This is a genomic window from Dietzia sp. IN118, from assembly GCF_032905965.1.
Lineage (GTDB): Bacteria > Actinomycetota > Actinomycetes > Mycobacteriales > Mycobacteriaceae > Dietzia > Dietzia kunjamensis.
In genome coordinates this window covers 1722382-1736332 of sequence record NZ_JAUMSR010000001.1, presented here as the reverse complement: position 1 = coordinate 1736332, position 13951 = coordinate 1722382, and the positions used below count along the sequence as shown (strand labels likewise).

Sequence of the window (13951 nt, the reverse complement as noted above, 5' to 3'; positions counted from 1 at the left end):
GCAGGATAGCCCCGCCGTGTCCTCGCCGACGAGGGCATCGTCGGCGTGGGCATCGTCGGCGTGGCCCGGATCGTCCGAAACCTCCTCCGCGACGCGGACGCCCGCCGGCGGGTTCTCGCCATGCGCAGGACCTTCGTCGCGCACGACCAGCACATGAGCGCGGTCGGGTTCGTACTGCGCAAACGCTGACCACGCCGCGGCACACGAAATCCGCTACTCTCCCTCCGGATCCGCTACCCGATTCCGAGTAGCAAATTGGCAGTGCGAGTAGCGGATTTGGTGTGGGCGGTCGGGGGCGGTGCGAAGCCTGCGCACTGCGCAAGACGGTGCCCGGCGGGGCTCAGGAGTCGAAGGCGTCGATGATCGCCTGCGCAGCGAGGGCCGCGGTGAGCGTGCCCTCGCGCACCTGCTGCTCCACTTCCGGGGCGATCCTGCGCACCTCCGGATCGGCGGCCAGCCGGGCCATCAGCGTGTCGTGGACCATGGACCACGTCCAGTCCACCTGCTGACGCGCCCTCCGCGCCTCCACCTCGCCGATCCCGTTCATCGTGTCCTGATGCGAGCGGACGGAGTTCCAGAAGCGGTCCAGTCCCTCGGCCTCCAGTCCCGACATGGTCAGGACGGGCACCTTCCACACCGCGTCGGCAGGACGCACCAACCGTAGGGCGGCCCCGAGTTCGCGGGCGGCCCGCGAGGCGTCTTTGACGTGCGGGCCGTCCGCTTTGTTCACCGCGACGATGTCCGCCAACTCGAGGACACCCTTCTTGATGCCCTGCAGCTGGTCGCCGGTGCGGGCGAGGGTGAGGAACGTGAAGCAGTCGACCATCCCGGCCACCGTCACCTCGGACTGGCCGACGCCGACGGTCTCCACGAGGATCACGTCGAACCCGGCGGCCTCGAGCAGGACCATCGTCTCCCGCGTGGCCTTGGCCACGCCCCCGAGCGTGCCGGACGTGGGCGAGGGCCGGATGTAGGCCCTCGGTTCCGTGGACAGGGTGGCCATGCGGGTCTTGTCGCCGAGGATCGAGCCGCCGGTGCGGGTGGACGACGGGTCGACGGCGAGGACCGCGACCTTGTGACCCTGCTCCACCAGATACAGGCCGAAGGACTCGATGAACGTCGACTTGCCGACCCCCGGCACCCCGGTGATGCCGATCCGCAGCGCCCCACCGGCGTGCGGCAGCGCGCCCAGCAGGAGCTGTTGGGCCTTCTCCCGGTGCGCCGGGTTCGTGGACTCCAGCAGTGTGATCGCGCGGGCGAGGACCGGGCGGCGGTCCTCGAGCACGCCGGCGAGCAGGGCGTCGACATCGATCTCGCGCCGCGGACGTGGCCCGGTGGCCGAGGGCACCGGTCCACGCACCGAGCCGGTGCCGGCCGTGGTAGACAGACTGCCCGACAGGTTGCCCGAACCGGCCGGGTCGGGTCCGGAGCCGAGGCGGGTCAGGACGTCACCTCCGAGCCGGCCCCCTCACCCGAGGCGGCCGACGAGAGGTCGTGGCCGAGCTCGCCGGCGAGCGCGTCGAGCAGCCCGATGGCGGCCTCGGCGATCACGGTGCCCGGCGGGTAGATCGCGGCGGCCCCGGCATCGTAGAGCTCCTGGAAGTCACCCGGCGGGATGACGCCACCGACCGTGACCATGATGTCCTCGCGCCCCACCCCGGCGAGCGCCGAACGCAGTGCGGGTACCAGGGTCAGGTGACCCGCGGCCAGGGAGGACACGCCCACAACGTGCACGTCGGCGTCGGCGGCCTGCTGGGCCACCTCCTCCGGCGTCTGGAACAACGGGCCCATGTCGACGTCGAACCCGAGGTCGGCGAACGCGGTGCCCACGACCTTCTGACCGCGGTCGTGGCCGTCCTGTCCCATCTTGGCCAGCAGGATGCGGGGACGGCGCCCCTCCTGCTCGGCGAACGCGTCGGCCATCCGCATGGCCCGGGTGACGTTGTCCACGGCGCCCTCCTTGGTGACCTCCTGCCGGTATACACCGGACAGGGTCTTGATCTCCGCTTTGTGACGACCGTAGACCTTCTCCAGCGCGTCGGAGATCTCCCCGATGCTGGCGTACGCGCGGGCCGCGTCGATCGCGAGGGCGAGGAGGTTGTCGTCCATATCGCTGCCCGCCCCGCCGGAGGCGGCCTCGGTCAGGCGGGTGAGGGCTGCCTGGCAGGCGTCCTCGTCCCGTTCCGCCCGCAGCTTGTCCAGTTTCGCCAGCTGCTCGGTGCGGACCCGGGAGTTGTCGACCTTGAGGACGTCGATCTCCTGGTCCTCGGTCACAACGTACTTGTTCACGCCGATCACGGGCTGACGACCGGAGTCGATGCGCGCCTGGGTCCGGGCGGCGGCCTCCTCGATGCGGAGCTTGGGGATGCCCTCCCCGATCGCCTGGGCCATGCCGCCGGCCTCCTCGATCTCGAGGAGGTGCAGACGGGCCTTGTCGGCGAGCTGGGCGGTGAGCCACTCGATGTAGTACGAGCCGGCCCACGGGTCGATCGGCCGCGTGGTCCCGGACTCCTGCTGCAGGAGCAACTGCGTGTTGCGGGCGATCCGCGCGGAGAAATCGGTGGGCAGAGCCAGCGCCTCGTCGAGGGCGTTGGTGTGCAGCGACTGCGTGTGACCCTGGGTGGACGCCATGGCCTCGATGCAGGTCCGCGCGACGTTGTTGAAGACGTCCTGCGCGGTCAGGGACCACCCCGACGTCTGCGAGTGGGTCCGCAGCGACTTGGACTTGGCGTTCTTCGGCCCGAACTTCTCGACCAGCTCGCTCCACAGCAGACGCCCCGCGCGCAGCTTGGCGATCTCCATGGAGAAGTTCATGCCGATGGCCCAGAAGAACGACAGGCGGGGCGCGAACTTGTCGATGTCCAACCCGGCGTCCAGACCGGCGCGGAGGTACTCCACGCCGTCGGCCAGCGTGTACGCCAGCTCGAGATCGGCCGTCGCACCGGCCTCCTGGATGTGGTAACCGGAGATGGAGATCGAGTTGAAGCGCGGCATCATCTTCGACGTGTAGGCGAAGATGTCCGAGATGATCCGCATGGAGGGCTTGGGCGGATAGATGTAGGTGTTGCGGACCATGAACTCCTTGAGGATGTCGTTCTGGATGGTCCCCGCGAGCTGGTCCGGCGTCACCCCCTGCTCCTCGGCCGCCACCACGTAGAACGCGAGGATCGGCAGGACGGCGCCGTTCATCGTCATTGACACCGACACCGACGACAGGTCGATGCCGTCGAACAACTCGCGCATGTCCAGGATGGAGTCGATCGCCACCCCGGCCATGCCGACGTCGCCGGCGACCCGCGGGTGATCGGAGTCGTACCCACGGTGCGTGGCCAGGTCGAACGCCACCGACAGGCCCTTCTGGCCGGCTGCGAGGTTGCGCCGGTAGAAGGCGTTGGACTCGGCGGCCGTGGAGAACCCCGCGTACTGGCGGATGGTCCACGGCTGGTTGACGTACATCGACGGGTAGGGCCCGCGGAGGAAGGGTGCCGCACCCGGCACCGTGTCCAACGGGAAGGGGGTGACCTCCTCGCCGTCGTCGGTCGGGGCGGTGCCCGCCTCCACGGCGTCACGGTCGGCCTTGGTGTAGACGCGCTTGACGTCGATACCCTCCGGCGTCTCCCACGTCGGGTCCGCGTCGACGCCGGGACCCACCTCGTGGTCGGCCGTGGTCTCGACACCGTCCGGCAGGGGCGCCCCCTCGGAGGTCTCCCGCAACGGGGTGGTGCTGAAATCGGGGAAGGTCGTCATGTCACTGCACTCCCAGCTGGTCGAGGAGGGTGGTCAGGGCGGCGACGGCATCGATGCCGAGGGCCAGGTACCCGTCCGGGCGGTCGGTGGCGTCGGCGGGGAAGCCCTTCTCGGCGCCGGCGAGGTACACCGTCGACACCCCGGCGTCCCGGAGCGCGCGGACGGCGTCGGCGCCCTCGGTCGCGTAGCGCTTGTCCGCGCCGCAGAGCACGGCGATCCGCTCGCCCTCGTGCGCCCCGGCGTACTGCCCGGCCTCGGTGACGACCGGATTGCGTGCCTCGATGCCGCCGGCGGCGAGCAGGTTGGCCACGAACGTCACGCGGGGAGTCGTCTCGGCCTGGGGGCCGAGGCCCGCGATCAGGACGGTCGGGCGGAAGCCGGTGGCCTCCAGGTGCGCGTCGGACCGGTCCCGCAGGTCCTCGAACGCGCGGCCGTAGCGGTAGTCGTCGCCGCCACGGCGGGAGGCGTCGAGGGGCTGCTCGTCGAGATTGGGGAATTCGGACACACCGGTGATCGGAGCCGTGCGGTGGGCGATGTCGGCGTCGCGTGCCTCGCGTACGCGGGCGATGGCGTCGGCGACGGTCCCCGAGGAGATCGCGGCGGTCAGGCCGCCCTCCGCCTCGATCGTCTGCAACGCCGACCACGCGGCGTCGGCGAGCGCGTCGGTGAGCGACTCGACGTACCAGGAGCCACCGGCCGGGTCCACGACGTGTCCGAGATGCGACTCCTCGAGCAGCAGGAGCTGGGTGTTGCGGGCGATACGCGCGGCGAAGGCATGGGAGGTGCTCTCGAGGCCCCCCGGCACCGAGGCATCGAACGGGAGGACCGTCACCGAGGTGGCGCCGCCGACCCCGGCGCCGAACGCGGCGAGGGTGGTCCGGAGCATGTTCACCCACGGGTCCCGGCGCGACATCATCGCCATGGAGGTCACCGCGTGCTGCGGAGCGCCACCGGCCTCGGGAGCGCCGAGGAGTTCGGCGACGCGGGCCCACATGAGCCGTCCCGCGCGGAACTTGGCGATCGACGCGAACTGGTCATCGGTGGCGGCGAGCCGGAACGAGATCTGGCGCAGCGCGGCGGCGGCGGACAGTCCCGCCGACATCAGCGCCCGCACGTACTCCAGTCCGGCGGCCACGGCGTAGGCCAACTCCTGGGCGTCGCCGGCGCCGTCGGCGTGGAAGACCGTGCCGTCGGCGACGAAGGTCCGGATGGTCTCCTCGCGCTCGGTGACGCGCGTGGCCAGCTGCACCGCGGCGTCGAGCTCGATCGTGCCGGTCCCCGCGTAGGCGGCGGTCACGGGCGCGGCCCCCAGGTCGGCGACGACGGCGGCGCGGTCGACGACCCCGTCACCCGCCTCGCGGCGCTCGTCGAGCAGGGCGAGGAACGACTCGGCGACCTCGACCAGGCCGGCACCGGAATCGAAGGTGACCGGGGCCAGATCCAGGTAGACGTCCTTGAGGACCGCTGCCAGCGCGGCGGGCTCGGCGGTGAGCCACAGTGCCGAGACCCCCTGGTTCAACAGGTCCAGGATCTCGGTGTTGACCTCGGAGGCCTCCCCCGTGACCGCGATGCGCGAGCTGACGTGCCAGCCGCTCTCGGGCAGCCCCGACCGGCCCCCGCCGCGGACGTACGGGAACTGCCCGGGCGCGGGGCGCTCGGCGATCTCGTCTTCCCGCGTGTACAGCGGGTTGATCTCGATGCCGTCGCGTGTGGTGGCGACCAGTGCGCGCCAGGAGTCCTCGGGCATGTCGGCGGGATCCTTGCGGGCGGCCTTCGCGAGGACGGCTCCCACAGAGGCGTACCAGGAGCGAAGGTCTGGGCCTGTGGTCGAACTGGTCACCGGTACCTCGTTCTCGTGTGGAGTGAAGGGGGTCACCCCCGGACTCTAGTCCAGCCCCACCGGGGCCGGAACACGCCCTCGCGGTGAGGGGGACCTGTGGGGGACGACGTCCGCACCACGGCAACTACAGTCGTCCCGGTGCGGAACCGGGTGTTGGCGTGGGTGGCGGCCGTCGCGCTGGTGGTCCTGGTCGCGACCCTCGTGCCGACCCCGGGGCTGGAGCAGTTCCGTGAATGGGCCACGCGACTGGGTCCGTGGTTCCCCGTTGCCTTCTTCGCCGCCTACGCGCTCGTCACGGTCTCGCCCATCCCCCGGTCGACCTTCACCTACACCGCCGCGGTCCTGTTCACCCCGGCCGTGGCCATCCCGTGGACTCTCGTGGCCACCGGCATCGCGGCGACACTGGCGTTCGCCGGGGTCCGTCGCCTCGGTCACGACCGGACAGCCGCGCTGCGCGCGGATCCGCGGGTGGCCTCGATCGACGCACGACTGCGTCGGCGCGGGTGGCTCTCGGTGGGCAGTCTGCGGCTGGTACCCGCGGTGCCGTTCTCGGTGGTCAACTACGCCGCCGCGCTGACCTCGATCTCCTACCCGCAGTTCCTGCTGGCCACCCTCATCGGCAGTGCGCCCGGGACCGTCGCCGCGGTCCTCCTGGGGCATTCCCTGACCGAGGGTGACGGCACGGCCGCACTGTGGGCCACCGCTGGGTTCGCCCTGATCGGACTGGTGGGGATGGTCCTCGACGCCACGCTGCCGGTCAGGCCGGTTCGGTGACGAAGTCGACCAACCTCTCCACCGCTCCGAGCAACGCGGGTTCGATGTCCCGGTAGGTGCTCACGGAGGCGAGCACGTGGCGGAACCCGTCGGCGGGTTCGCCCCAGCCCAGCCGCCGGCAGATCCCCGTCTTCCAGTCCTCGCTGCGGGGGACCACCGGCCATTCGCGGATCCCCACGGCGGAGGGTTTGACCGCCTGCCAGATGTCCACGTACGGGTGGCCGGTCACGAGGACGTCCTGCCCCAGTCCGGCGACGATCCGCGATTCCTTGCTGCCCTCGACGAGGTGGTCCACCAACACGCCGAGTCTCGCCTGACGGGTGGGGCCGAACTCGGTGACCAGCGCGTGCAGATCGTCGATCCCGTGCAGCGGTTCGACCACCACGCCCTCGACCCGCAGATCGTGGCCCCAGATCTTCTCCACGAGCGCGGCGTCGTGGATGCCCTCGACCCAGATTCGCCCCGCGCGGGCCGAGCGGGCCCGCAGTCCCTCGACCTTCCGCGACCCCGACGCGGTGACCGCGGGCCCCCGCCGCGTTGCCGGGGCCGGCTTCCGCAGGGTGACCGGGGAGCCGTCGATGAGGAACGCCGAGGGGGTCATCGCGAAGATGCGCACCCGACCGCGCCGGTCCTCCAGTTTGACGAACTCGCCGTCGTAGGACCGGTCGAAACCCACCACGGCGCCGCAGAACCCGGATTCGGCGTCCTCCACCACCAGGTCCCGTTCGGCGTCGACGACGGGGACCTCCGGGCGGCGGCGTCGCGCCGTGCCGGACAGGATGTCGGAGCCGTACATGTCTGCCATGGCCAGACACGGTAGCCGTCGCCGCGCCGGGGGTGCCGGCGGCACACCGCCGGTAGGATTGATCGTCATGTCCCGACCCCTCACCCGCAGTACCGCGCTGTCCCCGGCGTGGCCGCTGCCGCTGTACCTCCTGCGCACCGCGTGGGCGGATCAACCGTTCGACGAGTTGACCTCGTACGTCTCCGGCCTGGCGGAGTCGCACCTGTTGGAGATCGTCGGAGCGCCTGTCCCGATGCTCGCCGAGGTCTCCCCCGCCGCCGGCCCGGCAGGACTCCTGCCCGGGCTCGTCACGACGCTGCGGCGCGCCGGGCGTTCGTATCCGGCGCCGGAGGCGCTGTCCCTGCTCACGACGGCGCCCGGGGACTCCTCGAGCCTGCCGCCGGTCCCGTCGGTTCGCGCGGACGTGGCCGACGCCGGGTGGGGGATCCTCGTCCGCGACCCCGGCTCACGGGACGCCGTGTGCCTGACCTGCGTCCAACCGCATCCCGAGGTGCTGCGGTGGCGGGCGCGCGGGGTCCATGACTGCCCCGTCGCGCCCCAACCGGCCGGCCCCTCGGAGGCGCTCGCCGACCTGGGTGGAGCCGTCGTGGAGGCCGCCGACCTCATCGAACGCACCGCCGTACGCACCAACGACGTGGCCCGGATCGACATCCGTTCCCACGTCACCCGCCTGCCGGCCGGGCTCCCGTCCCGCGTCCTCGAGCTGGTGGACAGGATCGACCGGGTGGAGGCGATCACCTCCGTCGCGCTGGCACAGCCGGAGGCCGGGGTGGATCCCGCCGCGCGCGAGCCGGTTCTCCGGCGACTCGTCGCGGTGAAGGACGCCGCACGCCGGTCCGCGGTGGCCGCGGCCGGCGAGGCGGCGCTGAGAACCTTCTGACGACGCCCGGGGACCGGGACCGTCGGAGCGTCAGGTCACGCTCTCCGCGAGGGTGCCGGGCAACAGTCGACCGCGCACCGGGCGCCGTTCCGGGTACAGCCAAGGGACGGCACGTCACCGAGCCGCTCGATCCGCTCCCCCGTCTCGACCTCGTCGAGCATCTGCAGGATCATCTCGGTGAACTCGTGAGACGGGCCCGGGGTCGCGCACCGGGTGATGCGCACCCCGAGGTCGTCGGTGTCCTCGACGAGTTCGGTGTCGAGGTCCCAGATCACCTCGACGTGGTCGGAGATGAAGCCGACCGGGCACACCACGACGTCACGTATCCCCTGATGCGTCGCGAGGTCTCGGACGTGGTCCACGACGTCCGGTTCGAGCCACGGCACGCTCGGTGGCCCCGACCGGGACTGCCACACGACGTCGTACTCGTCCACCCCGGCCGCCGCGGCGACGAGACGCGCGGCATCGTTGACCTGACGGCTGTAGAGGTGACCGCCGAGTCTCTTGGGGCCGGCCGCGGCGTCGGCAGTGGTCGGGACGGAGTGTGCGGTGAACACCAGTCGGGGTTCTCCCCCCGTTCCGACCCCGGCACCGTCGGAGTCGGCGTCGCGGGCCAGTTGCCGGGCGTCCTCGAGGGCACGTGACAGGTCGGCGGCGAAGCGATCGACGAACTTCGGGTGGTCGTGGAACTGTCCCAGGCGCACGAGCGTGGGAGCGTTCTCGACCGCGCCCCGTGCCCGCTCGATGTCCTCGTGGTACTGCCCGCACCCGGAGTATCCACCCCATGCCGAGGTGACGAACACCGCCGCGGTGCGGACGCCATCGTCTCTCATCCGCATGAGGGTGTCCTCGAGGTACGGGGTCCAGTTGCGGTTGCCGAAATAGACGGGCAGGTCGCGGCCGCGGCGGGCCAGTTCGGCCTCGACATTCGCGATGATCTCGCGGTTGAGGTCGTTGATCGGGCTGCGGCCGCCCAGGTGGCGGTAGTGGGTGGCCACCTCCTCGAGGCGCTCCTGCGGGATCCCCCGGCCCCGGGTGACGTTCTCCAGGAACGGGATCACGTCCTCCTGCCCCTCCGGCCCGCCGAATGAGAGCACGAGCAGGGCGTCGACCTGCCCCATGGTGTCGTCCTGCCCCACGGTGTCGTCCGTCGCTCCTGTCATGTCACTTCTCCTGTCCGCTGAACGAGACCGTCCCCGCGCCGCCGTCCGCGTAGATCACCGTGCCGGTCGTGGCGGTCATGAGGTCCGAGAGCAGGGCGACGGCCGTCGTGGCCACCGCGGTGGGGTCGTCGACGTCCCATCCCAACGGGGCCCGCCGGTCCCACTCGTCCTGCATCTGGTCCAGCTCGCCACCGGGTCCGAGTGCCTCCCCCGCGATCGACTTCGCCGCGAGCGTCTTGACGGGCCCGGCGGCGATGAGGTTCGAGCGGATCCCCTCTGGACCCAGGTCGCGGGCGACATAGCGGTTGACCGCCTCGAGTGCGTTCTTGGCGACCGACATCCAGTTGTAGAACGGCATGGAGAACCGGGGATCGAAGTCCAGGCCGATGATCGACGCACCGTGGTTCAGCAGGGGTCGCACCGCCTTGGCCAGCGAGGCGTAGGAGTAGGCGGAGACCTCGAGTGCCACGGCCACGTCCTTCCAGGGCGCGTCGAGGAACGGATCACCGAGACAGCTGGGCGGCGCGAACCCGATCGAGTGCACGACGCCGTCCAGCGAGTCGGCGTGCTCCCGCACCCGGTCGGCCAGCGCGGCCAGGTCGTCCTCACTCTGGACGTCCAACTCGATCACAGGCGGACGCTCGGGCAGGCGTTTGGCGATGGCTTTGACCAACGACGGGCGGCCGAAGGCGGTGAGGATGACCTGCGCACCGTGCAGTTGGCAGTGCTTGGCGATGTGGAACGCGATGGAGGCATCGGTGATGACGCCCGTGACGAGGATCGTCTTACCGGAGAGCAGCCCGGAGCCGGTCTCCACCTTCTCGCCCGTGTCGGTCTGGCTCATGTCAGTGCCCCATTCCCATTCCACCGTCGACCGGGATCACGGCCCCGGAGATGTAGCCGGCGTCGTCACCGGCGAGAAAACTCACGATCCCGGCCACGTCTTCGGCCGACCCCTTGCGTCCGAGGGGGATCGCCGCGATCGCCTGCTCCTGCGTCTTGTCATCGAGACCGGCGGTCATGTCGGTGTCGATGAAACCCGGCGCCACGACGTTCGCGGTGATGCTGCGGGACCCGAGTTCGCGGGTGAGTGAGCGTGCCATGCCGACCAGACCGGCCTTCGACGAGGCGTAGTTCACCTGCCCCGCGGTGCCCGACTGCCCGACCACCGAGCCGATGAAGATCAGGCGACCGAACCGGGCCCGCAACATCCCGCGGGAGGCACGCTTGGCCACCCGGAACGCGCCCGAGAGGTTGGCGTCCACCACGCTGGTGAACTGCTCGTCCTTCATCCGCATGAGCAGGGTGTCCTCGGTGGTCCCCGCGTTGGAGACCACCACCTCCACCGGGCCGTACTCGGCCTCGACGGCGGTGAAGGCGGCGTCGACTGAGTCGGGGTCGGTCACGTCGCACTGCACTCCGAGGAGCCCTTCGGGGGCGCCGGATCCGCGGTGCGTGACGGCGACGCGGTGGCCGTCGGCATGGAGCCGCTCGGCCACCGCCCGCCCGATTCCGCGGTTGCCTCCGGTCACGAGGACCGTTCGGGGGGTGGTGCCGGGCGTGCTCTCGGAAACCATGTCCTCCACCCTAGCGAGCCGGGGCGGGCGGTCCGGCGCTGGTCCGCACTCGTGTCCCGGTCGGTGTCACGGGATCCGCCGGTGCGCGGTCAGTGACCCGGCCGCGGCGAGCATGGCCAGCAGGGTGCCGATGACGAGCCAGGGGCGGGAGGCGTCGGCCTTCTTCCACTCGTAGCCGATCTGTTCCTCGAGGGTGCGGTACACGGAGTCGAGCTCCTCGAGGCTGGAGGCGGTGAAGAAGTCGCCCCCGGAGATGTCGGCGATCTGTCGCAGCGACGCGTCGTCGACGGGCACGGGCTGCGGCCTGCCCTGGATGTCGACGGTGCCGTACAGGGTGCCGAACGAGATGGTGGAGACGGGGATGCCGGCTTCCGAGGCCCGTTCGGCGGCGGTGAACGCGCCCCGCTCCTCGGTGGGGTCGGCGGGGACGGTCTCCTTGCCGTCGGAGAGCAGGACGATCCTCGCCGGAGGTGCCTGGTCTGGTCCGCCCAGGCTTTCGGTGAACGTGGTGATCGCCTGGGTGGCGGTGTAGATGGCCTCCCCTGTGGCGGTGCGCTCGTCGAGCCTGAGTCGCTCGACCGCGCGGACCACCGGTCCCCGGTCCGTGGTGGGGGCGACGAGCATCGAGGCGGTGCCCGCGTAGGAGACCAGGCCCAGGTTGACGCCCTGGGTGAGGTTGTTCGCGAAGGTCGTGGCGGCCTGCTGTGCGGCCTCGAGTCGCGACGGAGAGACGTCGGTGGCCTCCATGGACAGGGACACGTCGACGACGAGCATGACGGTCGCCCGGTTCCGTGGAACCTTCTGTTCGCGCTGTGGGCCGGCGAGGGCCACCACGAGGGTGAGCAGTGACAGCACCAGGAGCACGGCCGGGACGTGCGTGAACCAGCGGCGTCCTCGGCGATCGACGGTCCGGAGTACCCCGAAGTTGCCGAACCGCACGGTCCGGCGCTTCTTGGACCGCAGCGCGATGACGTATCCCACGGCGAGTGCCAGTGGAACGACCAGCAGGATCAGCCAGAGCGGATGCTGGAACTCGGACAGGCTCATCGCGTCGCCACCTCCTGCGTCCCGGGCCGGTCGTCGGGGAGGTCGCGGACGAGATTGTCGCCGGTCGGCAGGCCGCCCTGGCGGCGCACACCGACGAAGTCGATGACGTCACGGATCCAGTCACGGTCGGTCCGCAGGGCGAGGACGGGTGCGCCGCACCGCCGGAGCGCGGAGTGGACGCGGGCGCGTTGCTCACCGGCGGTTCGGCGGTAGTCGGCGGCGAGCGCGTCGTCGACGTCGAGTTCGAGGACCTCCCCGGTGGCGGGATCCTGCAGCAGGGCGGCGCCCACGGCCGGGAGTGCGATGTCGAGTGGGTCCGCCACGTGGACGGCGAGGAACTCGTGGCGGGTGCCCAGGACGCGCAGCGACCGTTCCCAGTCCGCCTCGGACAGGAAGTCGGAGATCACCACCACCAGGCCGTGCCGGCGAGCGGCGTTCCGGACGGCGTGGAGGCAGTCGTCGAGCGAGCCCCCCGGCGTGACGCGTGGTGCCGACCGCGCCACCTCCTCCAGTAGGCGTCGGACGTGGTCCCGTCCGCCGGTCGCCCGCAGGACGCGTGGGCGTCCGTCCCCGGTGAGGACCATGCCGACCCGGCTACCACCGCCCGCCGAGAGGAATCCGACGGTGGCGACGGCGGCCTCGACCAGTCGCCGCTTGGCTCCGTGCCGGCCCTCCACGTCGAGACTCGGCGAGAGGTCGACGACCAGCCACGTCTCGAGCTCGCGGTCGGCGATGGTCTGACGGATGTGCGGGACGGTGGTCCTGGCGGTGACGGACCAGTCCATCGTTCGGACGTCGTCCCCGGGTTCGTAGGCCCGCGCCTCCCCGGGCTCGGTGCCCGGCCCGGGCAGCAGTCCGCGGTGGTCGCCGTTGAGTACCCCGTCGAGACGGCGCGTGACGAGCAGTTCCAGCTGGGCCAGGGCCGCACGGGACGACGCGTCGACGGGGTCGTCGCGTCTGCCCTCGTCCGCGGCGGTCACCGTGACGGCGGCGGGCCGGCCTGGGCGGGAACCGCGCTGATCTGTGGGAGCGGTACGGCTTCGAGCACGCGTCGCACCACGGTGTCGGCGGTGACCTCGTCGGCCAGCGCGTCATAGGTCAGCACGAGACGGTGCCGGAGGACGGCCGGCAGGACGTCGATCACGTCCTGCGGCACCACGTAGTCGCGTCCCCGCACCAGGGCGAGCGCACGGGCTGCGGTGACGGCCCCGAGCGTCGCACGGGGAGAGGCGCCGTAGGAGAGCCACCGCGCCACGTCCTCCAGCCCGTGCCGTGCGGGTTCGCGGGTGGCCACCGTGACGCGGACGACGTAGTCGACCAACGCGTGATGGACGAACACCTCGCGGACGGCCTTCTGCAACCGGATGAGGGCGTCGACGCCGAGGACCCGCGTGGGTTCCGGCGGGGTCGAGCCCATCCGGTAGACGATCTCGCGTTCCTCCTCCGGGGTGGGGTAATCCATGACGAGCTTGAACAGGAAGCGGTCCCGTTGTGCCTCCGGCAGCTGGTAGACACCCTCGCTCTCGATGGGGTTCTGCGTGGCCATGACGAGGAACGGGCTGGGCATGGGGAAGGTCTGACCGCCGATCGAGACGTGCCCCTCGGCCATGACCTCGAGCAGCGCGGACTGGACCTTGGCGGGTGCACGGTTGATCTCGTCCGCGAGCACGAAGTTCGCCAGGATGGGGCCGAGCTCGACATCGAACTCCTCGCGGCCCTGCCGGTAGATGCGGGTGCCGACGATGTCGGCGGGGACGAGGTCCGGGGTGAACTGGAGCCGCCGGAAACTCCCCCCCACCACGGTGGCGAAGGTCTCCACGGTGAGGGTCTTGGCCACGCCCGGGACGCCCTCGAGCAGGATGTGACCCCGCGAGAGGAGGCCGACGAGGATCATCTCGATCAGTCGGTCCTGGCCCACCACGACCTTCTTGACCTCGTAGACCGCTCGCTCGAGGAGACGGGCGTCCTCCGCGACCGTCGACGCGCTCACGGGGGGCTCGCCGGGACGGCTCGACTGTTCGGGATGGGGATCGCTCACCGCGGAGGGCTCCTTCGCGTGGTCGGGTGTTCCGGGCGCCCTGCCGGGGCCGTCCGAACGGGTTGGGGACGACAGTACCG

The 13951-nt window shown here is 71.1% G+C and carries 13 protein-coding genes; 3 read left to right on the top strand and 10 right to left on the bottom strand.

The genetic code is table 11. The annotated features are described in order from the left end of the window. Positions 1-45 precede the first annotated feature (45 nt). Complete coding sequence (locus tag Q2K20_RS18200) at positions 46-189, top strand: hypothetical protein (protein WP_182640387.1); 144 nt, start codon at positions 46-48, stop codon at positions 187-189. Positions 190-340: 151 nt separating this feature from the next. On the opposite strand, the gene meaB is transcribed toward Q2K20_RS18200, so the two are convergent. The 3 genes from meaB to Q2K20_RS08415 all read right to left on the bottom strand — a co-directional run bounded on the left by meaB (position 341) and on the right by Q2K20_RS08415 (position 5587). Further along, on the bottom strand, positions 341-1348 hold the full coding sequence (gene meaB / locus Q2K20_RS08425) for a methylmalonyl Co-A mutase-associated GTPase MeaB (RefSeq protein WP_269504000.1): 1008 nt from the start codon (positions 1346-1348) through the stop codon (positions 341-343). Between the two features lie 92 nt (positions 1349-1440). Then, entirely contained in the window at positions 1441-3747 is a 2307-nt protein-coding gene (gene scpA, locus Q2K20_RS08420; RefSeq protein ID WP_067714383.1) for a methylmalonyl-CoA mutase, read from the bottom strand. A gap of 1 nt (position 3748) precedes the next feature. Beyond that, a complete protein-coding gene (locus Q2K20_RS08415) occupies positions 3749-5587 on the bottom strand; it encodes a methylmalonyl-CoA mutase family protein (protein WP_317176940.1) in 1839 nt (612 codons plus the stop codon). Positions 5588-5725: 138 nt separating this feature from the next. On the opposite strand from Q2K20_RS08415, the gene Q2K20_RS08410 reads away from it, so the two are divergent. Then, on the top strand, positions 5726-6361 hold the full coding sequence (locus Q2K20_RS08410; protein ID WP_235027906.1) for a TVP38/TMEM64 family protein: 636 nt from the start codon (positions 5726-5728) through the stop codon (positions 6359-6361). Here the strand turns inward: Q2K20_RS08410 and Q2K20_RS08405 are convergent. Beyond that, positions 6345-7166, bottom strand: coding sequence for a DUF3097 domain-containing protein (locus Q2K20_RS08405; RefSeq protein ID WP_182640386.1), 822 nt, complete (start codon positions 7164-7166; stop codon positions 6345-6347). The two genes, Q2K20_RS08410 and Q2K20_RS08405, sit on opposite strands and share 17 nt — an antisense overlap. 67 nt (positions 7167-7233) lie before the next feature. Here Q2K20_RS08405 and Q2K20_RS08400 point away from each other — a divergent pair, with 67 nt between their 5' ends. Next, positions 7234-8046: a hypothetical protein gene (locus tag Q2K20_RS08400; protein ID WP_268092084.1), complete on the top strand. Its 813-nt coding sequence runs from the start codon at positions 7234-7236 to the stop codon at positions 8044-8046. Positions 8047-8081: 35 nt separating this feature from the next. Here the strand turns inward: Q2K20_RS08400 and Q2K20_RS08395 are convergent, their stop codons facing one another. From Q2K20_RS08395 to Q2K20_RS08370, 6 genes are all read right to left on the bottom strand, one after another. Continuing rightward, entirely contained in the window at positions 8082-9209 is a 1128-nt protein-coding gene (locus Q2K20_RS08395; RefSeq protein ID WP_235027905.1) for a ferrochelatase, read from the bottom strand. Between the two features lies 1 nt (position 9210). Further along, positions 9211-10053 carry an NADH-dependent enoyl-ACP reductase InhA gene (inhA, locus tag Q2K20_RS08390; protein WP_159148915.1) on the bottom strand — a complete coding sequence of 281 codons (843 nt, stop codon included), beginning with the start codon at positions 10051-10053 and terminating at the stop codon, positions 9211-9213. Between the two features lies 1 nt (position 10054). After that, positions 10055-10786, bottom strand: a complete 732-nt coding sequence (gene fabG1 / locus Q2K20_RS08385) for a 3-oxoacyl-ACP reductase FabG1 (RefSeq protein WP_269504005.1) — start codon at positions 10784-10786, stop codon at positions 10055-10057. A 66-nt stretch (positions 10787-10852) separates the two neighbouring features. Beyond that, entirely contained in the window at positions 10853-11833 is a 981-nt protein-coding gene (locus tag Q2K20_RS08380; protein WP_067714366.1) for a VWA domain-containing protein, read from the bottom strand. Further along, positions 11830-12813 carry a DUF58 domain-containing protein gene (locus Q2K20_RS08375; RefSeq protein ID WP_269504008.1) on the bottom strand — a complete coding sequence of 328 codons (984 nt, stop codon included), beginning with the start codon at positions 12811-12813 and terminating at the stop codon, positions 11830-11832. Before Q2K20_RS08375 ends, Q2K20_RS08380 begins: the two co-directional genes overlap by 4 nt. Further along, positions 12810-13871, bottom strand: a complete 1062-nt coding sequence (locus Q2K20_RS08370; RefSeq protein WP_390890264.1) for an AAA family ATPase — start codon at positions 13869-13871, stop codon at positions 12810-12812. Before Q2K20_RS08370 ends, Q2K20_RS08375 begins: the two co-directional genes overlap by 4 nt. Between the last annotated feature and the right edge of the window lie 80 nt (positions 13872-13951).